We start from the raw sequence: 21,032 nt of genomic DNA, 5'->3' as shown, positions 1-21,032 counted from the left end.
CACAAAGGGTTCCAACTTCCGCACCTGAATACGCGGGAACACCGCTCGGCCATCCGGGACTCATTTCACCCGAGTCTGGTCCTCGTCCGCTGCTGCCCCATCCTTTCAAAGGCACGGAAAAGCGTGTCGCATCCGTTCGCAGGCCAGAGTCGGTCCATGGGGTGGTGGGTCCCAGACAACCCGTCCGGATCCCTTGTGCCGGGGCACCAGAAACGTCTGTGGGCCGGCGGAGAACGCCCGGGTCGGCCGGCAACGGCAGCAATGGCATGGTTTTTGGCAGGAATCTGCCTTGTCGGTTTTCCGGCCCGGTCTCCATGTTGGGTTGGGTCGGGAGGTTGTTGGAAATGAACAGCTCTCAAGACCCGCAGCTCGACGGGCGTGGTCAAACGCCCGGTGCCGGGATTGCGTCGGATGCAAACCGCCGGCACCGGGCAGCGGGCGCGGCTTGCCCGATCCGGCCGGGGCCGGTCACAGCCGTCAAAATCCATTCGATGACAAACCATTCTTTCAGGAAAGGGATGCCGGGAGGATCGTGGTGGAAGGCGGTCGTGTGCGCCGCCGCACTGATGGTTCCGTCCGTCCTGGCGCAGGAGCTCAAGGTGGATATCAACAACAACAACCGGCCGCTGGCCGAGGGACTCCAACCGGGGTACACGGCCTGGTCGACCAACACCTCCTGGTTCCCCGGGGGCGACGTGATCTCCAACACCTTCGGGACCGTCACGGTGGTGCTGCGTCGGGTGGGTCCGGTGGGTACGGCCCTGAGCCCGGGGTACTGGAAGGACGGCGTTCAGAACCCGGCCTACGATGCCAGGCTGGTGTCGGACGGAATCAAGGTGGCCGACGGCGATGCGGGGGCGCAGATCGAAATGCGGTTGATCGGCCTGGACCCGGGGCCGCACACACTGCTGACGTACCACAACGACTGGGACAACCACGTTTCGACTTCTGTGGCACCGCTGAATATTTACGTGAATGGCGAGTTGGCGGTCACGGGCCTGAAGCCCACCGTCCGTGTCACCAACAACCTGCTGGCCGCCACGGCCTACCTCGCCTTCGAAGTGGGGGCCGATCAGGAAGTGACCATTCTGTTTGCCGCTGACACCGGGACTGACGCGGTGATTCGCAACGTGTATCTGAACGGATTTGAACTGGACACGCCCCATCCCGATCGCCGGGCGACGCAACCCGACCCGGCTCACGAGGACGAACACGTGGACGCCGACGCCGGCGAACTCTGGTTGCGGTGGAGTCCGGCCACCGGTGCCGTGGGGCATGATGTCTATGTGGGAACAGACAGCAACGCCGTCCGCCTGGCCACCCGGGTCTCACCGGAGTATCGCGGGCGATGGACCGAACCCGCCTTTCGCCTGGCACCCGTGAGCCGTCTGCACCGATATTACTGGCGCGTGGACGAGGTGGACGCCGCGGGCGTGGTCACCCGGGGTGACGTCTGGATGTTCCGTGCCCGACGCGTGGCGTTCGAAGGGGCCGAGGGGTACGGCCGTTTCGCCATTGGCGGCCGCGGAGGTGTGGTGGTCAAGGTGACGAACCTGAACGACCGCGGCCCGGGCAGCCTGCGCGATGCCATCGAGGGCGATTACGGCCCGCGCACCATCATTTTCGACGTGGGCGGCCTGATCACGCTGGAATCGGACCTGGTCATCAACGCGGCGCGCCCGTACATCACCGTGGCGGGCCAAACCGCCCCCGGCAAGGGCATCTGCATCCGCAAACACCAGTTCGGTCTCAGCGGTGCGCGGGACGTGATCGTGCGGTTCCTCCGCGTGCGCGTGGGCGACATCAGCGGCGAGACCCAGAACGCCTCCGGCATGGCCGGCGCGGACCACTGCATCATGGACCATTGCTCCATCAGCTGGGGGATTGACGAGGAGATCAGCACCCGCAACGCCAGAAACGTGACCCTGCAACGCACGCTGATTGCCGAGGCGCTGAATATTGCCGGACACGACCATTATCCGCCCGGCACGCGGCATGGATATGCGGCCAGTGTGGGCGGCGACATCGCCAGCCTGCACCACAATCTGCTGGCCCACTGCGAGGGCCGCAACTGGAGCCTGGCCGGCGGCCTGGACGCGCAGGGCCGGTTCGCCGGCCGCCTGGATATCTTCAACAACGTGGTGTACAACTGGGGCGGGCGCACCACCGACGGGGGTGCTCACCAGGTGAATTTCGTGAACAACTTCTACAAACCCGGCCCGGCTTCACGTCACTTCTACATCCTGACCGCCCAGTACGACAATTTCCCGGGCACCCAGCAATACTACTTCGCCGGCAACGTCATGCCGGGCTATTACCAGACCAACCAGCAGGCCCAGGCCCGCAGGGCCACCGGCTATGTACCCACCACCTACAGCCCGTGGGTGGACCAGCCGTTCTTTCCGTCGTATGCCACCATTCACGAGGTGACCAACGCCTACAAAATCGTGTTGTCCGATGTGGGCTGCAACCTTCCGCAACCGGACGACATGGACCAACGCATCATTCACGAGGTGCTCAATGGCACGTTCACCTACCGCGGCAGCGTCAGCGGGGACCCCGGCCTGCCCGACTCCCAGAACGACGTGGGCGGCTGGGAGGACTACCCGGAGGTGCACCGCCCGCCGGACTGGGACACGGATAACGACGGCCTGCCCGACTGGTGGGAAGAGATTCACGGGTTGAACCCGCGATCGCCCGCCGGCGATTTCTCCGATGCCAACGGAGACCTGGACGGCGACGAAATCACCAACCTGGAAGAATATCTGGACTGGCTCGCCCGGCCGCATCTGGACTGCACCAACGGCGTGCCGCTCGAGGTGGATCTGACCGCCTATACGCGGGGATTCACCAACCGCAATCCGGTGTATTCCGTGTTTGATGCCCGGAACGGCGTGGTGAGTCTGGTTGCACCCGGCCGCGCACGGTTCCTTTCCACGGTAAACACCAATGCACTGGGTTCCTTCCAATTTGCCGTGGTGGATGCGGACGGGCACACCATGACCAACCGCATTCATTTGCGACTGATCGCAACGGCCGCGCCGGCCCTGGACCGGCCCCGGCTGGGCATCCGGTTGGCCCAACAGCGGCCGGTGCTGGACGTGACCGGGCCGGCCGGGCGCACACTGGAACTTCAGCAGAGCCACGACCTGCTGAACTGGACCACCTGGACCAACGTGGTCGGTGCCGGGGAAACGGTCACCGTGCCGCTGCCCGATCCAAATGCCGGGTCGCCACGGTTTTTCCGTGCTGTGCTTCGATGAGCCGGAACGTGCGCGCAACCCGCAGTGCCATCCGGGCCGTGTCTCCGGGGCCGGTCCGGAACCGGGCCGGCGAGCGTGTCCGGTTCGGCCGCAACGTCTGCGGTCCGCAAGTCGCCGGATCGCGCACCCGGCCGATGGATTATCCGTCGAAGGTTGATGGATATGAAAGGTTCGGTTTGGCAACCGGTTGAGGGGATCATCCCGCCGCTGGTCACACCGTTGTCGGGGCCCGACGAGCTCGACCATGCCGGGCTGGAGCGGTTGCTGGAGCGGGTGTTGCAGGGCGGGGTTCACGCCGTCTTCATCTTGGGCACCAGCGGCGAGGCACCCAGCCTGAGCTATCGTCTGCGTCGGGAACTGGTGCGGCGCGTTTGCCAACAGGTCAACGGACGAGTGCCCGTCTGGGTGGGAATCACCGACACGGCCATGGCCGAGGCGGTGGCCCTGGGGCGCCTGGCGGCGGAGGCGGGCGCGGCCGCGCTCGTCACCGCGCCGCCCTATTATTTCCCGGCCGGCCAGCCCGAGCTGATCCATTTCATCCGGCTGCTGGTGGCCGAGCTACCCCTGCCGCTCATCCTTTACAACATGCCGCAGATGACCAAGGTCCGATTCGAACCCGACACGCTGGCCGTGCTGATGGAGCTGGAGAAGGTCGTGGGCCTGAAGGACAGCTCGGGGGATCTCGATTATTTCCGCCGGGCGGTGGAGCTGGCGCGGCGCCGGGCGGATTGGCGGGTGTGGATGGGGCCGGAGGAATGGCTGGCGGAGGCCCTGGAACTGGGCGGGCACGGCGGTGTGAACGGGGGCGCCCAGATCGTGCCGGAATGGTTTGTCGGGTTGTTCGAAGCCCATCGTAAGGGTGACATGCCGCGGGTGATGGAGTTGCGCTCGCGGATCCGGGAGCTGGGCCGGATTTACACGGTGGGCCGGCACGCCTCCGCCGTGGTGAAAGGGTTGAAATGCGCGCTGGCCCTGTTGGGGGTGTGCCGCGATGACATGGCTCCGCCGTTCGAAAGTTTCCGGGCTCCGGAACGGGAAAAGGTGCGCGCCATTCTGGCAGGGCTGGGTTTGTTGGACGCGACGGTGCGGGCGGGCTCCGGACAGGGCTGATTGCATGGGCCGACCCGTAACATCGCAGGGGCCACCGGCCGGTGAGTCTGGTCCGGCGGGCGTGTTCCTGGCGGAAAGGTGATCCCAATGAACGAGGCTGGATTACCGGCGGTGGATCTGGTGGTGCTGGCGTTGTACCTGGCCGGCATGTTGTGGCTCGGCTTTGGCTTTGGGCGGCGGGTGACCGGGAGCGACCATTTCATGCGGGCGGGCGGGCGCGTGCCGGGTTGGGCGGTGGGACTCTCCATTTTCGGGACGTACGTCTCGAGCATCAGTTTTCTGGCGTTGCCGGGCAAGGCCGTGGCAGAAAACTGGAATCCGTTGGTGTTCAGCCTGAGTCTGCCGCTGGCGGCCTGGGTGGCCGCGCGCTGGTTTGTGCCGTTTTATCGTCGTGAGGGCGAAGTCTCCGCCTACCATCACCTGGAGAGCCGGTTCGGTCCGTGGGCGCGGACGTATGCGGCGCTCTGTTACATCCTGACCCAGCTGGCGCGGATGGGCACGATTCTGTATCTGGTGGCGCTGGCCCTGGCTCCGTTGACGGGGTGGAGCGTGCCGGCATTGATCCTGCTGACCGGGGTGATCACGCTGGTTTATGCCTGGCTGGGCGGGATTGAGGCGGTGGTTTGGGCGGATGTGATTCAGAGCGTGGTGTTGCTGGCCGGGGCGGTTGCCTGTGCGATCCTTCTGGTGGTGCAACTGCCCGGCGGGGTGCGCCAGTTGTGCGAGGTGGCGGCCGAGCACGACAAGTTCAGCCTCGGCAGTTTCCGATTCACGGTATCGGAGCCGACCTTCTGGGTGGTGCTGGTCTACGGTCTGTTCATCAACCTGCAGAACTTTGGGATCGACCAGAACTATGTGCAACGCTATGCGGTGGCGGCATCGGAAGGCGCGGCGCGTCGCAGCGTGTGGTTGAGCGCGTGGCTTTACCTGCCCACCTCGGCGCTGTTCCTGTGGATCGGCACGGCGTTGTTTGTCCGGTACACGGTGCAACCGGAGTTGTGGACGGGTGCGGTGCCCTGGACGGAAAAGCCGGACACGGTGTTTCCGTATTTCCTGCGGACGGGTTTGCCCCCGGGCGTGACCGGGTTGGTGGTGGCGGCGCTGTTCGCGGCGGCGCAATCCACCCTGTCCAGTTCCATCAACGGTTGCGCAACCCTGACGTTGTGCGACGGGTACCGGCGGTACGTGCGGCCCCGGGCAACGGAAGCGGAATCGTTGCGGGTGCTGCGGGGTGCGACACTGTTCTACGGGTTGGCCGGGATCGGCGTGGCCCTGGCCATGACGCGGGTGCGAACCGCGCTGGATGCGTGGTGGGAACTGGCCAGTGTGTTCAGTGGCGGGATGTTGGGTCTGTTTTTGCTGGGGCAAATTGCGCGGCGCTCGCGTCGGCCGGCGGCGCTGAGTGGTGTGCTGGCCGGCGTGGTGGTGATCGGCTGGATCAGTCTGTCGCGATATCTGCCCGGGGAGTGGTCGGGCTGGCGCAGCCCCTTGCACCCGTTTCTGGCGGTGGTGGTGGGGACGTTGACCATCCTGTGCGTGGGGTTGTTGTGCGGCCGGCGAAGGGGTACAGCAGGGTTACCGGGCTGATTTCGGCCGGTGGGACGGGCCCCGGCGGGTGCAGCGGTCAGGGGCTGCCGGTTCAGGGCTGGGTTCGGGGGTTCTCTGATTGGGTCTGTTGGGTGGCCGATCCGGATTTTGGCGGGGCCGGTGGGGTGGGTTCGGCCTTTTCGAATTTCAATGCGGCGGAATTGATGCAGTAGCGGAGCCCGGTGGGCAGGGGTCCGTCCGGGAACACGTGCCCGAGATGTCCGCCGCAGCGGGCGCAGAGGACCTCGGTCCGGACCATGTCGTGGCTGTAATCGGGTTGCGTGACCACGGCGTCCGGGGAGACTGGCGCGAAGTAGCTCGGCCACCCGCAGCCGGAATCGAACTTCGTGTCGGAAGTGAACAACAGGGCGCCACATCCGGCACAGCGGTAGACCCCTTTTTCCTTGTGGTCCCAATACGCCCCGGTGAAGGCCCGTTCGGTCCCCTTGAGCCGGAGAATGCGGTACTGTTCGGGCGTCAACAATTTGCGCCACTCCTCCTCGGTTCGTTGGATGGGGAAGTCCATGTTGGGTTGGGTCAGTCGAGGTTGCGCGTTTGTGGTCGAGGTTGGATTGTGCGGGGGAGGGGCTTGAGCCAGCGAACCGTGCCACGCCGCCGTTGCAAGGGTGGCTGCCACGGTCAAGGCACGGTTCGGTTGACGAAATCGTCTCCCATGCATGACTTCAATGTCCGCCCGGAACCCGGGAAGTCAACCCGGCGCGGGCGGAATTTCGGCGGGAGTTGTTGGGACGGGGGCGGTGGTGCGGAAGATCCAGTCGGGTTGGGAGTAGCGGGTTTGGATGAGGTGGGCGATGGCGTCGGCCGGGGGCGGTGTTCCGGTTTGGTGGGCGGACCAGATGTGGACGAGTGCCTGGCGGACCGCTTCGGCGGTCAGGGGCAGGGTGGTGAGAAAGTCCGCATGGGATCGGCCCTGGCGGTAGTCCGGCTGCCGCGACGGCATTTTCAGGACGGCGGTCATCAGGTCCAGGGGAATCTGCAGCAGGAAGGTGCCGTGGAACAGGAGGCAATGCCGGCGTCGTCGCTGGGCGTTACCGGAGAATTTGCGTCCGCCGAGGGTTAAATCCGTTTCGCCCTGGAGTTGGACCGGCGGGGAGTTGCGGCCGAGAAGGGCGGTCAGCGCGGTGCGATGGCGTTCGAGGATGTAGCGGTTGGTGGTGGGGACGGATCGGGTCGGGCCGGCCGGGTCGATGCGCAGGATCAGGGTGTAGTTCAGGCAGCCGGGTGCCTGGAGCACGGTGCCCCCGCCGGAACAGCGCCGCAGCACCGGGATCCCCAACCGCCGACAGGCCGCAAGGTCCACCTCCCGTTCAACCTGTTGGCCGTAGCCGACGACCACAAAGGGTCGGTCCGGCATCCAGAAACGCAGGTATTCCTCGGTGCAGCCCGTCTCGGCTCGGGCTTCGCACCAGTCCAGCAGGGCTTCGTCGGCGGCCAGATTGGCCTCCGGCGCGGGCAATGTCCATTCCAGGAGTTTCACCGGGCTCCGGTTGTGCTACGTTTCGGCCTGACAAGTTGTCGGTTTTGAGTTTGGCTGTTGGGCCGTCCCGGTCGGGTTTGGGTGTGGTGCGGATCCCGATCCGGGGCGGGACTTCAACGGAATGCATTGGACAACGTGAAAACGCCAGACAAAGTTCAGGTTGCCTCTGCGGTGGCCGCGATCGGCCGGCCCCGGCAATGGTACGAGTCGCTGGATACGGTGGTGGAGAAGGCCCTGCAACCTTACGGACCCGAGGTGGCGGGGCGGTTTCTCCAGAGTCTGACCCGACGGCTCATTCCGCCCGGTCAGGGCGGGTTCCGCCCCGTCAGCACGCCGTACATCAATACCATTCCGCCGGAGGAACAGCCGGCATTTCCCGGGGACCGTGAACTGGAACGGCGCATCAAGAGCATTGTGCGCTGGAACGCGATGGCGATGGTGGTGCAGGCCAACACGCGGACCAACGTGGGCGGCCACATTTCCAGCTTCGCCTCCAGTGCCACGCTGTATGAAGTGGCGTTCAACCATTTCCTGCGCGGGCCGACCGAGGATTTTGTGGGCGACCTTGTCTTTTTCCAGGGCCATTCCGCGCCCGGCATTTACGCCCGTGCGTTCCTGGAAGGGCGATTGACCGAAACGCAGTTGCGGAACTTCCGCCAGGAACTGGCCCCTGGCGGCGGCTTGTCCTCGTATCCGCATCCCTACTTGATGCCGGATTTCTGGCAGTTCCCCACCGTCTCCATGGGACTGGGGCCCATCGTGTCCATCTACACCGCCCGGTTCATCCGGTACCTGCGGGATCGCGGCCTGTTCAAGGGCGAGGAACCCAAGGTGGTGTGCTTCGTGGGCGACGGTGAAACGGACGAGCCCGAAACACTCGGCTCCATCACCCTGGCTTCCCGCGAGCAGTTGGACAACCTCGTCTGGGTGGTCAATTGCAATCTCCAACGCCTGGACGGCCCGGTCCGGGGCAACGGCAAGATCATCCAGGAACTGGAAGCGGTCTTTTCCGGCGCGGGTTGGAACGTCATCAAGGTCATTTGGGGATCGGATTGGGATCCCCTGTTGGCAGCGGACAAGTCGGGCCTGCTGCTCAAACGCATGGAAGAGGCCGTGGACGGGGATTACCAGAAGTACTCCGTCGAACCGGGCAGTTACACGCGGAAACATTTCTTCGGCAAGTACCCGGAGCTGCTCGAGCTGGTGAATCATTTGACCGACGACCAAATCCGCAAGCTCATGCGCGGCGGACACGATCCGGTGAAGGTCTACGCCGCGTACGCCGCCGCCTGGGCCCACAAAGGCCAGCCCACCGTCATCCTGGCCAAGACCATCAAGGGCTACGGGTTGGGCGAGGCCGGCGAAGGCCGCAACATCACCCACCAGCAAAAGAAACTGAACGAGAAGGAACTGCGTGAGTTCCGGACCCGCTTTGGCATCCCCATCAGCGACGAGGAAATCGCCGAAATGCCGTTTTACCGGCCGCCGGAGGACAGTCCGGAGATGCGCTACTTGCGGGAACGACGCCGGGCCCTGGGCGGTTTCCTGCCCCAGCGGCGCGTGGTGCCGCAAACGCTGCCCGTGCCCCCGCGGGAATTCTTCGCCGAATTCTTCAAGGGCTCCGGAAACCTGGAGGTCTCCTCGACGATGGCCTTCGTGCGGATCCTCACCCTCCTGCTCCGGCACAAGGAGATCGGTCCCAGGATCGTGCCGATCATTCCGGACGAGGCGCGGACCTTCGGGTTGGACGCCCTGTTCCGCGAGGTGGGCATCTACTCGTCGAAGGGGCAGCTCTACGAGCCGGTGGACAAGAAATCGCTCCTCTACTACCTGGAGAAAAAGGACGGGCAGATCCTGGAGGAGGGCATCACCGAGGCCGGAGCCATGTCCTCGTTCATCGCAGCCGGCACTTCCTACGCCAATCTCCGGCTGCCGATGATCCCCTTCTACATCTACTACTCCATGTTCGGGTTCCAGCGCGTGGGGGATTTGATGTGGCTGGCCGGCGACATTCGGGCGCGCGGGTTCCTGTTGGGCGCCACGTACGGTCGGACCACCCTGAATGGCGAAGGACTCCAGCACCAGGACGGTCACAGCCTCCTGTTGGCCAGCACCATCCCCACGCTGCTGGCTTATGACCCCGCCTTCGCCTACGAACTGGCCATCATCATCGCTGACGGACTCCGGCGAATGTACGTGGACCAGCAGGACGTGTTCTACTTCATCACCCTCTACAACGAGAACATGCAGATGCCGCCCATGCCGCCCGGGGTCGAGGAGGGCATCCTGCGCGGTCTGTACAAGTTCAAGCCCGGCCCGGACGGCCTGAAACTCAAGGCCCACATCCTCGGCAGCGGCACGCTCATCCGTTCGGCCCTGCGCGCGCAGGAGATCCTGGCCGAACGTTACGGTGTCTCGGCCGACGTCTGGAGCGCCACCAGTTACAAGGCCCTGCGCAACGACGCCCTGCGCTGCGAACGCTGGAATATGCTCCACCCGACCCAGCCTCCCCGGAAACCCTACGTGGTGCAGCTGCTCGAAAAGGAACAGGGGCCCTTCGTCGCCGTGTCCGACAACATGAAAATGGTGCCCGACCAGATTGCCCCGTGGGTTCCGGGCGGACTCACCACCCTGGGCACGGACGGTTTCGGCCGCAGCGACACCCGGCCGCGCCTGCGCCGGTTCTTCGAAGTGGACGCCGAGTGCACGGTCATCGCCACGCTGTGGGCCCTGGCCAAACAGGGCAGGGTCAAACCCTCCCTCGTCGCCCAAGCCATCAAAGACCTGGACGTGGACCCGGAAAAGGCCCATCCAGAAATCGTGTAGGGCAGTCGGAGCCCTACAAGGCCCACAGTTCCCGGGCTCTTGAAAACGGTCGGCCAGGGCGGAAGGACCGCTTACAACCGGATGCCGGCTGCCCCTTCGAGGGCCAATAGTTTGCGTTTCCAGCCCGACCCGGCGCTGAAGCCGCCCAGACTTCCTCCGGCTCCAATCACCCGGTGACAGGGGACCAACAACGGAATGGGATTGCTCGCGCAGGCGCGGCCCACGGCTCGAGCCCCACCGGCCCGCCCCACCGCACGCGCCACATCGCCGTAGGTGCGCACCTCGCCGCGCGGGATTTGCAACAGCGTCCGCCACACCTCGCGTTGGAAGGGCGTCGCACCCCGCCAGTCCAACGGCGGACACACCGGCGGGGTCCGACCGGCCAGCACCGCCCGCACAGCCCGTTCCGTCTGCGCGTGCCAGCGTCGCACGCAGGCCGGAACAGCCCCCTCAAACGGCGGTGCTGGCGCCTGATCCGGGAATGCCAGCGCCATCAACCCGCAATCCGAATACCACGCCCAAAAACAACCCTGATCCGTTTCCACGGGCAGGGGGCCCACCCAACCGGCAATAGCTTCACGCCTTTCGCTGCGGTTTCGCATCCGTTCGACCAAGGTTGCTCGATTCAAGGTGCCCGGGTAAGCACAAACAGGATCCCGATCACCACCAACACCAGCACCGTCAACAGGGCCAGAAACCGGTTTCGGGCGATCCGCCGTTCGTACCGCAATGGACGCAGTTCCGGCGCTCCGCCCGCCGCCAACAACCGCACCAGCTCCGAGCTGGCCGGCGGCGGAGCCGCCGACCACCGGGCCTTCAACGAGCGCCACCAACCGGGCAGGTCGTACTTTCGCTGCCCGAACTCGTTGTAAAGATGCGGCGTGTGCGCCGGCGATTCCACCACCCCTGCACCGGACGAGCCCGCCGCCGGGAACTGGCGGGTCGTGGCCGGCGGCATGGTCGGCCGTGGATCCGGCGCGGTTGCGGTAAGCCGCCGGTGGGAGGGCGGGTGCGCCGGCCCAACCTCTTCCATACCGATATTGCGCACCCGTTGGAGTTCACCCTCCAAACGACGGATCTCCTCCTCCAGCGACCGAATGCGCTCCGCCAGTGCACGTTCGCGTTCGCTCCAGGGATCCGATTTTCGTCGCCACCACGCCATGCCACGGGCTTCGTGTTTCCGGTTTCCGACGCTCTTCAACCTACGCGGAGGGATTGCGCCCTCTCAAGGCCGCGCGCCGCAAAAAGCAGCCGACGGCCAGAAGGCTAAAACCCACGCAACCCTGCACGGCCAAAAACCGGTCGGACCGCGGCCATGCCGCCGACGGCAAGCCCGCCTCCAACATCACCGCCGCGCCACTCGCCATCAAACTCCAGCCCCCCAACAACCGCAGCAAACGCCGGCCGGTGTCCGTCTCCGAGGGCCCTGGACCAGGAAACCTCCGGTTCATCGCAACACCATCCACAGCACCCCCAGCAACAACACCACCGTGGCCACCGGCCAGGTCAGTGCCAGCCCCCACAAACACAGTCGCCCGAAGGAAACGCCCTCCCACCAGGGCGCCGCACCCACGGATGCCCGGACCGGGTCTGCGCCAGGCTCCACCCCGGCCGGCCGATTCAATACCGGGAACTTCAGCCGCGCACTGTTCCATTCCATGCGCGCATTCTCGATCACCGTCAGAGCCCGCGTCAGCTCCACATTCAGGTTCTCCGGTGTCCAGGTTTCCTCCCGAATGGCGCGAATCTTCTCCAGCGCTTCGCGAAAGGCCTCCAGGGTACGCCCCATCTGTTCGGCCTGCGCCCGCGCCTCGTGTTCGGCCTCCTCCAGAAGCGCGATGCCCCGGGTCAGGTTCTCCAGCATCTCCGCCCGACCCGTCTGGAGTTCGGTCTGCCTTCGACGCAACTCCTCCAGCGCGGCCCGTTCCCGTTCCAAAGCTTCCTGCGCCTGCTTCAGCTCCGCCAACCGCCGCTGCGTCTCCAATACCTTCGACTCCAGCTCCTCCCGGGAAAGGACCCGCGCCGATGCCCCCCGCGGCATCGCGCCCACTCCGGCACCGGTGCGATTCATGCCGCTGTCCGGATCCACAAACTCTGAAGCATCATACACCGAAGGCATACCGGGACTGTAGGTCGCCGCCCCGCCCCAGTAAAGCACAGCCCACCCCGATACGCCGCAGACCCCGATGGGCCCGGTTCAACAAGCGCGCGCGGATCCCACACCACTCTCTCGGGCGCGAACTCGACCTCACACGGTCCTCACACACTGCCCGGAGGCGTCCACAAGCCCGGCCCTGTGAAAAGCCCCACATTCAAACCCGGCTCCCGGTCTGTCCCGGCGCGTTTTGTCCCGCCGCATGCAACCATGCCCCTTGCACAATTTTGAGGGCTCTATGCAAAAGCTCGGGGTTGGAACCTGTGGCAACTCGCCTAAGATGACCGCTGAAGCCGTCATGAACGCAGCGGGTCAACCCAACCGTCGCTGCTCTTCGTGGTGGGTGCCCACCCGCGGTGGGGTTGTCACCACCTCGCGCCGGGGCATCGCATCCCGATGGCACAGACGGATGGTTGGCCCGGCCTTCAACTCGATTCAGAACCCAACCCCCGTAATCATATGAAAACACTGCTTAACCCCTCCGTGATCAGCCATGCGGTTCAATGCAGCCGGTGGATCGCCACTGGCCTGGCCGCTCTGGCTCTGCTCGCCGGCCCCGGCACGGCCCGGGCCGCCAAGATCGCCTACATTCACGACGGCCAGAACAAACGCGATACCGTCAAACTGATCCGGATCCTGCGGGCCCAGGGCCATGACCTGACCGTCATCGCCACCCCACCGGCGGCCAATGTACTCACCGCTGACCAGTATGCCGCACAGGGGTACCAGTTGCTGATCGTGGACGAAAACATCAGCTCCGGCAATGTGGGCAACAAGTTTCGCAATTCGCCCGTGCCGGTGATCAACTGGGAGGGCTTCCTTTACAGCGGTGACCGCAGCGCCCTGAACGCCGACTCGGGTCTGGTCGGTGGGACCTACAACACCGCAGCCGAGGCCGCAGCCGTCAACGGCGGCGCCGGGGCCGATTACGGTCAGGTGGTCAACGAAACCGCCATCAACATCGTCAACCCCTCCCACCCGCTCGCAGCGGGCCTGCCCGCGGGGCTGGTCCACGTGTTTGATCCCAATTTCGTGCCCGCCGACCCCTCCGAGGGCAGCGGCGTCATCACCTTCGTCGGGAACCGGACGCTGACACCGGCCGCGGTGGCCGTGGCCACAGTCCCCGGTTTCCCCAACGGCTATGCCATCATGGCCGTGGACGCCGGCGTGCCCAACGCCGACGGCACCACCACCCGGGCCCGATGGGTTCACCTGCCGTGGAACGACACAGACCCCAGCCGCCGCGTCATGGTCGAGCCGAGCTTCTTCCTCTTTGAAGCCGCGGTGGCGTGGGCCCTCGGCCTCCCCTCACCCACCAAGATCTACAACCTGCAACCCGAACCGGCGGGCTTCCTGCCCACCAACACCCCGATCTCCTTCTCCGTGGACAAAACCACCGCCAGCGGCAGCACCGTGGCGGCTTCCGGCATCCGCCTCACCATCAACGGCACGGACGTGACTGCCGACGCCACCATCACCGACGGCGGCAACCGCTGGAACGTCCTCTACAACCGGCCCCTGCAGCCCAACCGCAACTACGTGATCATCGCCTCCGCCACCGCCGCCGACGGCGGGTTCAGCGCCCGCCAGACTGAAATCGACACCTTCGACGCCAACAACTACACATTCGAAGCCGAGGATTTCAATTTCACCGACCCCTACCCGGGCGGCACACCCGGCCAGTACTTCGACAACCCCATCCTCTGTGACACCATCGGCGGAGGCACGCCCAACTGCTATTTCGACCGTGTCGGCACCCAGGGCATCGACAAATACGAGATCAACAGGGTTGTAACCGTTACCACCCCGGCCACCAACGAGGTGTACCGGTACGGTCCCCAGGTCGCCATCCGCGACGAGTTCATGGACACTTTCGTCAGCAATGACCCGGTCCGACGCCAGAAATACGTGGACGCCGGACTCCTCGAGTACGAAGTCCGCAACCTTGTAACCGGTGAATGGATGAATTACACGCGCACCTTCCCCGCCGGCACCTATCACATCTACGCGCGACTCTCCGCCACCGCACCTTTCACCCTCCAAATGGACTTTGTGGACAACCCTACCGTCGAAAACCAAACTCTCACCAAGATCGGCCGCTTCGTGGGCAATGCCACGGGTGGATATGTGCTGGTCCCGCTGACCGATGACGCCGGCACAGCCCCCTTGGTGGTCCAGTTCGACGGCACCCCGAAGACCATCCGCGTAACGGCCCTGTCCGACGGCGTGGTGCTCAACTACTTCATGCTGGTGCCCAGCGCGGCACCGGTGAACCAGGCGCCCTCCGTCACCATCACCCAACCCGCCGCGGGCGACCGGGTGTTCGAAGGCGATTCACTTGAAATCCGCGCCGACATCACCGACGACGGCACCATCACCAACGTCCAGTTCTATGCCGGGCTGGCCGAGCCGCTGACCCTCATCGGACAACTGACGAGCCCGCCCTGGTCGCTCTCCCACACGTTGCCCCGCCCCGGTGGCGTCAATACCTACACCCTCCGCGTTGTGGCCACCGACAACGGCGGACTCACCGGTCAGGCCGAGGTGACGGTCAAACTCGTGGATCCAACCCTGCGCTTCGTCTCCACGGCCGTCGGTCAGGGCGCCGATGTCCAGCTCAACGAATACAACAACGCCCCGCAGGATACCGCGTCCAATGGACCCCAGCTCAACGCGCGCACCGCGTCCACCGTCAATGAGGTCATCGCCCTGCGATTCGATCTCACCGGGTACCCGATCGGACAATTGCGCGACGTGACCCTCAACCTCATCAACTTCCGCAACAACAGTCAGCGCCTCCTCCACTTCTACGGGGTGAAGGACGGTACGGTGGGACTGGACAACAACGGCGTCACACCGGGCTTCACCGACAACACCTGGGACGAGGCCTCCCCCGACCTGCGGTTCTCCACCATGCCGGGCCTCTACTACAACGGAGAGCCCGATCAGGGCTACGACACCAACAACGTTGTGGACCTCGGTACCCTCACCATGCACGGAACCAAGGGGCAGCCGGAGGTCTTCGCCTCGCAGGCCCTGACCGATTTCATCAACCAGAGCCCCGATCCGCTCATCACCATTCTCGTGGACGTGGACACTCTCAGCACGGGCCAGTCCCGGTTCGCCTCCAAGGAAGCCACCGCCCTGGACGGCGGCACGCCCACGGGTCAACCGGGCGAGTTCGCACCCTACCTGAGCTTCCGCGTCGCCGCCCCGCCCACCCTCCGGATCGAAGCCTTCACCCTGTCCGGCAACCAACTGGTCCTCCGATGGTCGGGCGGCACCGGACCGTTCGCCATCCAGCAAAAGACCCGCCTGGAGGATCCCTGGACCACCGTGCAGTCCGGACTCACCGGTAACAGCGCTACCCTACCCATCACCGGGAACAGCGGTTTCTTCCGCGTGGTTGGTCAATAACGTTCCAGGGTTCGGGTAAGCTGCGGGCGGGCAGGGCCGGTTCAACGGCTCCGGCCCGCCCGAACGTTTCCCACCAATCCCACAAATCCAAGCCCCGGCCCGCCGCAACCACCCACCGGTTCCACAAGCCACGCCCCCGGAGCAGCATCCACCCGAAACCCTGTTCCCGCCGGCCCTGCGGGCGCGGCGCACCGGTGGCCAGTGGGGGGTCTCACCCCGGGAGAACGCGTGGACCGGGCCGTACGGAAGATGCTCAGCGCCCTGCAATAACCCATTGCCGAAGCAGTGAGCGCTCCTTCAAGGAGCGCGGTCGATCACCAACCACTGAAGCCGAACTTTCCGAGGTCATGTCACCCGGGTCTCCCGAGGCTCCGACAATCCCGGCCCAGGCCAGGTTCGGAGACCCTGGGTCGCGAGTACGACCTCGCCAGCCGCGCCATCTCGCTGGTGGCCGTGGTGCAGCGCGAAGGCGACCACCCGGTGAACCCCCTCAAACCCCGGTCGTGCCAGTGAATCTGCTGGAAGACGTGGCCTTTGGTGCCTGTTCCCATCTGCAAGCACCTCCACGCCCGACCCGCATCGGAAGCCTGAGGCGTTCCATCACCGCCCCGCACCTCCAGGAACCGCTAACGAATTGCCGGCGGCGGCCTGTCCATCACTCACTCAGGGCGGCGGAGCGTGCCGCATTCAGGCGGGCACAGAACCGCGGCCCGGAGGAAGACCTTCTTGAACTGTCCGGTCGGTTGCCAGCCAACGGCGGCCTGCCGGGCCCGGCCCTCCAGCAACGCTGGTTCGCCGCGGCCCTGGCATGGCTGGCTTTCCAGGAAGCCGCCGAACATCTCCGGACCATGGCCTTCGAGGCCCATGGGGCGCGGCTGCGCCGTTGGCTCACAGAATCCCCTTTGACCTGGCAGGATTCCCCAAAATCCCTGTGGTGGGAAGGGCGGAGCCGGCGAACTCCCGCTGCCGGAGGTATGGCGGTAGGTCCGGCAACTGCCCGAGGGCTCGCCCATCCAAACCTACCGGTTCCGGGCCTGGTTCGGGATGGGTTCGATCCCGGCCGAGAACGAAAGGGACGAGCGCTCCAATCGCTGAAGGCTCCGGGCGGCGGGTGTCTCTCGTCATGGGCCACCACGCGGCTTCACCGACCGCACCTTCGAGTCCAAATCGGCGACATCACAAGATGGGGATGGCGTGGTGTTCCGAGGCCATCTCAGAGCGTCGAACATGCGGGTTTCTGCATCCGCCGGCGGTCGCAAATGCGGCCCGACCCCGGGAGGACAGGCCCTCACGGCACCTCGCGATGATGTCAGCCGGGCAATGCCAGGCGCGCACTCACTGCATCAGCTCGACCGCAGGGGCATCCCTGGTTCGGGGTTGGTGCCCACCGAGATTGCGGTTCCTGCCCGGCCCCGGCATGGCGGTTGCGGAGCGCGCCGCGCCTTCAACCCGGCCCAGCCCGTGCGCCAAACGCGCGCGGGTAGTGACTTAGGCGTGGAGTTTCCATGAAACAGCGCCCCGGAGGGGCGAAGCTCCGGGGCGCAGTGACGGGGCATGGAGCGGCCGGCATCACTCCGCCGGGTTCACCGGCCGGCCGCTGTGTGTGCTGTCATGCGTGCGGGTGTCCGTTGCGCTTGAGATCGAACCGGTCCAGATGCATGACCTTGCTCCAGGCCTTCACGAAGTCGTGAACGAACTTTTCCTCGCCATCGGCCGAGCCGTAGACCTCGGCCACCGCCCGGAGACGCGAATCGGCGCCGAAGATCAGGTCCACGCGCGTGGCGGTCCATTTCAGTTCGCCCGTCTTGCGGTCACGCCCCTCGAAGCGGTTACCTCGTTCATCGAGGCGTTTCCATTCCGTGCCCATGTCCAGCAGGTTGACGAAGAAGTCGTTGGTCAACACGCCGGGTCGGCGGGTAAACACGCCATCGGGGCTGTTTTTGTAGTTGGCGCCCAGGACGCGCAAGCCGCCCACCAGCACGGTCATTTCCGGCGCGGTGAGTGTCAACAACTGCGCCTTGTCCACCAGGAAGTATTCGGCCGGAATGCTGTACTCCTTCTTCTGGTAATTGCGGAACCCGTCCGCGTAGGGCTCGAGCACGGCGAACGATTCCACGTCGGTTTGCTCCTGGGAGGCGTCGGTGCGTCCGGGGTGGAAGGGCACGGTGACGTTGTACCCGGCCTTGCGGGCCGCTTCTTCCACGGCAGCGCAACCGCCCAGCACGATCAGGTCGGCCAACGAAACCTTCTTACCGCCCTGGGCGGAACGATTGAACTCGCTCTGGATTTGCTCGAGCACGGCCAGGACCCGGGCAAGCTGCTCCGGTTCGTTGGCCTCCCAGAATCTCTGCGGTGCCAGCCGGATGCGCGCGCCATTGGCCCCGCCGCGCTTGTCGGACCCGCGGAATGTGGAGGCGGCCGACCACGCGGTATAGACCAGGTCGCGGATGCTCAGTCCGGAGTTGAGAAGGCGCTGCTTGAGCCGGGCGATGTCGGCCTCGTCAATCAGCGGGTGGTCCACCGGCGGAATGGGATCCTGCCAGAGGAACTCCTCCTGCGGCACTTCGGGCCCGAGGTAACGTGAACGAGGGCCCATGTCACGGTGCGTGAGCTTGAACCACGCCTTCGCGAAGGCCCGGGCGAACTCGTCCGGGTTGGCCAGGTACCGGCGCGCGATTTTTTCGTACACCGGGTCGTAGCGGAGGGCCAGATCCGTGGTGAGCATGGTGGGCTTGTGTTTCTTGTTCGGATCGTGAGCGTCCGGAATGATCTCCGGCGCGTCCTTGGCAACCCATTGCCAGGCTCCGGCGGGGCTTTTCGTCAGCTCCCACTCGTATTTGAACAGGTTCTCAAGGTAGTACAGGCTCCACCGCGTGGGCGTCTGGGTCCAGGTGACCTCCAGCCCGCTGGTGATCGTGTCCGGGCCCTTGCCGGACCGGAAGGTGCTCTTCCAACCAAGCCCCTGCTGCTCCAGGGGCGCGGCCTCGGGTTCCGGCCCCACATGGGAGGCCGGCCCGGCACCGTGGCATTTCCCGAACGTGTGCCCCCCGGCGATGAGGGCCACCGTCTCCTCATCGTTCATCGCCATGCGACGGAACGTCTCCCGAATGTCCCGCGCGGCCGCCAGGGGATCGGGGTTGCCGTTCGGTCCCTCCGGATTCACGTAAATGAGGCCCATCTGGACGGCCGCCAGTGGGTTTTCGAGTTCCCGGTCACCACCGTAGCGCTTGTCCTCGAGCCATTTGGTTTCCTTACCCCAGTAAACGTCCAGGTCGGGCTCCCAGGTGTCCTCCCGGCCGCCGGCAAAACCGAGCGGTTTGAACCCCATGGTTTCGAGTGCCACGTTACCGGCCAGAATCATCAGATCAGCCCAGGAAATCTTCCGGCCGTATTTCTGCTTGATGGGCCAGAGCAGGCGCCGGGCCTTGTCCAGACTGACATTGTCGGGCCAGCTGTTGATGGGGGCGAACCGTTGCTGCCCGCGGCCGCCCCCGCCCCGGCCGTCGCCAATCCGGTAGGTACCGGCACTATGCCAGGCCATGCGGATGAACAACGGCCCGTAGTGACCAAAATCGGCCGGCCACCAGTCCTGCGATTGCGTCATGAGCGCGGCCAGATCCTTCTTGAGCGCCCAATAATCGAGGCTCTCAAATTCCCGGGCATAATCGAAGTCCCTGCCCATTGGATTGGACTTCTCCGAATGCTGGTGCAGGATTTCCAGCGGCAGGGCGTGGGGCCACCAGTCCCGGATGGAAGGACCCATGCCGGCCGGAATGGTGGGTGCATCCAGAATCGCGCCCTGATGGAATGGACATTTGCTTTCTGCGTTCATCTTCGATTGCGTCTCCTCAAGTTTTCTGTTTTGGTTGAACTGCCCTGGCGGGGGTGGCCCTGCGGGCTTGACCCTCTCGCCGGCTCCCAGCAGAGCAGATTTGCAGGAGGAAGGGAAATCGTTCCGCCTTTTCAATGCGATAGGCGAAACCTATGACAACGGACCGGGCGAATCCCTGCGGGGATGGGCGGGTCCCGACGCGCAGAGGACAAAGCCGATCCGGCACGACAACAGCCATGGAGCAGGAGTGCGGATGAACGGGCAGCCGGGATCGATTCATGGGACCATGCGAGGGAGAACGCGACGCAGGACCGCGGGCGCAAACCTGCGAGCCTGGGCGTGGTGGCTCTGTTTCTGCATCGTCGTGCCGGCCACGGGCACGGTCACCGCGGCTGACACACCCCTCCACATCGTGCGCAAAGGCGACACGCTCAGCGGCATTGCCCGGCAGTATGGGGTGTCTGTGACCGAACTGGCCAAGCTCAATGACATGGAGTTGGACGACATCCTTCGGCCCGGGCAGAAGTTGAAGTTGCCCCAGGGGGCTCAACCGGCGGATCCGACGCCGGCGCCGAAAACCGTGGTGGTGCGCAAGAACGACAATCTGACCTTGATTGCGCGGGCTCACGGGGTGGACGTCCTGGACCTGGCGCTTGCCAACGGGCTGACGTTGGATTCCATCATTCATCCCGGGCAACGGCTGGTGATCCCTTCCGGGCCGGTGGCCGCACCTCTCCTTCCGTTGCCGGCCGCAGTGCGCCAGGCCATCGCACGCGCTCCCGTGCAAAAGGGTCGCTGGCGGTACATCGTCATTCATCACAGCGCCACAACCTCCGGCTCGCCCCGGGCCATGGACACGTACCATCGCCAGGTCCGGCGTATGGAAAACGGATTGGCCTACCATTTTGTCATTGGCAACGGCCACGGGATGGGCGACGGCGAGATCCATGTGGGCGCGAGATGGCGACGCCAGTTGCCCGGCGGACATCTGAGCCGCGAAGAACTCAACCAGGTGAGCCTGGGGATCTGCCTGGTGGGGGATTTCAACCGGGCAAAGCCGACAAGGCGCCAGGTGGAAAGCCTCGAGGCCCTGCTGCAGGCGTTGCTGGAACGCTGTGCACTCACACCGGATGCCATCACCACGCACAAACAACTCGTGCCCGGTCATACCGAATGTCCCGGCAAACTCTTTTCATTGAAATCGGTGCTGCGGGGGCTGGAATCGTCACGCGCCCTCAGTCCCGCGTCGTGATTGCAACCGTTGCCGGTGAGAGCCGGTGGTCGGCCGGTCACCCTGCCCGGTACCCGCGGGAGTCAAACCGGAGTCACCACCCGCTCGAACCG

Annotated in this window: 11 protein-coding genes and 1 pseudogene; 6 read left to right on the top strand and 6 right to left on the bottom strand. The window is 65.1% G+C overall.

What is annotated here, in order from left to right; genetic code table 11:
* Positions 1-566 precede the first annotated feature (566 nt).
* From G4L39_RS08675 to G4L39_RS08665, 3 genes are all read left to right on the top strand, one after another.
* Entirely contained in the window at positions 567-3,263 is a 2,697-nt protein-coding gene (locus G4L39_RS08675; protein WP_205880888.1) for a hypothetical protein, read from the top strand.
* Positions 3,264-3,425: 162 nt separating this feature from the next.
* Positions 3,426-4,373: a dihydrodipicolinate synthase family protein gene (locus G4L39_RS08670; protein WP_205880887.1), complete on the top strand. Its 948-nt coding sequence runs from the start codon at positions 3,426-3,428 to the stop codon at positions 4,371-4,373.
* Positions 4,374-4,460: 87 nt separating this feature from the next.
* Positions 4,461-5,960 (top strand): sodium:solute symporter family protein, encoded by a 1,500-nt coding sequence (locus G4L39_RS08665; RefSeq protein ID WP_165107490.1) that lies wholly within the window; start codon positions 4,461-4,463, stop codon positions 5,958-5,960.
* Between the two features lie 139 nt (positions 5,961-6,099).
* Here the strand turns inward: G4L39_RS08665 and msrB are convergent.
* Positions 6,100-6,486, bottom strand: a pseudogene (gene msrB, locus G4L39_RS08660) (peptide-methionine (R)-S-oxide reductase MsrB); the annotation flags it as partial.
* 183 nt (positions 6,487-6,669) lie between these two features.
* Positions 6,670-7,458: a lipoyl protein ligase domain-containing protein gene (locus G4L39_RS08655; protein ID WP_165107487.1), complete on the bottom strand. Its 789-nt coding sequence runs from the start codon at positions 7,456-7,458 to the stop codon at positions 6,670-6,672.
* Positions 7,459-7,593: 135 nt separating this feature from the next.
* Here G4L39_RS08655 and aceE point away from each other — a divergent pair, with 135 nt between their 5' ends.
* Positions 7,594-10,284, top strand: coding sequence for a pyruvate dehydrogenase (acetyl-transferring), homodimeric type (aceE, locus tag G4L39_RS08650; protein WP_343203322.1), 2,691 nt, complete (start codon positions 7,594-7,596; stop codon positions 10,282-10,284).
* Positions 10,285-10,355: 71 nt separating this feature from the next.
* Here the strand turns inward: aceE and G4L39_RS08645 are convergent, their stop codons facing one another.
* The 3 genes from G4L39_RS08645 to G4L39_RS08635 all read right to left on the bottom strand — a co-directional run bounded on the left by G4L39_RS08645 (position 10,356) and on the right by G4L39_RS08635 (position 12,403).
* Positions 10,356-10,913: a methylated-DNA--[protein]-cysteine S-methyltransferase gene (locus G4L39_RS08645; RefSeq protein WP_205880885.1), complete on the bottom strand. Its 558-nt coding sequence runs from the start codon at positions 10,911-10,913 to the stop codon at positions 10,356-10,358.
* Positions 10,910-11,446: a hypothetical protein gene (locus G4L39_RS08640; protein ID WP_165107486.1), complete on the bottom strand. Its 537-nt coding sequence runs from the start codon at positions 11,444-11,446 to the stop codon at positions 10,910-10,912. Before G4L39_RS08640 ends, G4L39_RS08645 begins: the two co-directional genes overlap by 4 nt.
* A 285-nt stretch (positions 11,447-11,731) precedes the next feature.
* Entirely contained in the window at positions 11,732-12,403 is a 672-nt protein-coding gene (locus G4L39_RS08635) for a hypothetical protein (RefSeq protein ID WP_165107484.1), read from the bottom strand.
* 495 nt (positions 12,404-12,898) lie between these two features.
* On the opposite strand from G4L39_RS08635, the gene G4L39_RS08630 reads away from it, so the two are divergent.
* Positions 12,899-15,856, top strand: coding sequence for an Ig-like domain-containing protein (locus G4L39_RS08630; protein WP_165107483.1), 2,958 nt, complete (start codon positions 12,899-12,901; stop codon positions 15,854-15,856).
* A gap of 1,609 nt (positions 15,857-17,465) precedes the next feature.
* Here the strand turns inward: G4L39_RS08630 and katG are convergent.
* Positions 17,466-19,688, bottom strand: coding sequence for a catalase/peroxidase HPI (katG, locus tag G4L39_RS08625; protein WP_165107481.1), 2,223 nt, complete (start codon positions 19,686-19,688; stop codon positions 17,466-17,468).
* 286 nt (positions 19,689-19,974) lie between these two features.
* On the opposite strand from katG, the gene G4L39_RS08620 reads away from it, so the two are divergent.
* A complete protein-coding gene (locus tag G4L39_RS08620; RefSeq protein WP_165107480.1) occupies positions 19,975-20,940 on the top strand; it encodes a peptidoglycan recognition protein family protein in 966 nt (321 codons plus the stop codon).
* Positions 20,941-21,032: the final 92 nt, after the last annotated feature.

Origin of the sequence: Limisphaera ngatamarikiensis, from assembly GCF_011044775.1 — a bacterium.
Classification (GTDB): Bacteria; Verrucomicrobiota; Verrucomicrobiia; order Limisphaerales; family Limisphaeraceae; genus Limisphaera; species Limisphaera ngatamarikiensis.
Note: the sequence above shows the minus strand (reverse complement) of the source record. Positions and strands in the feature narration are given on the sequence as shown.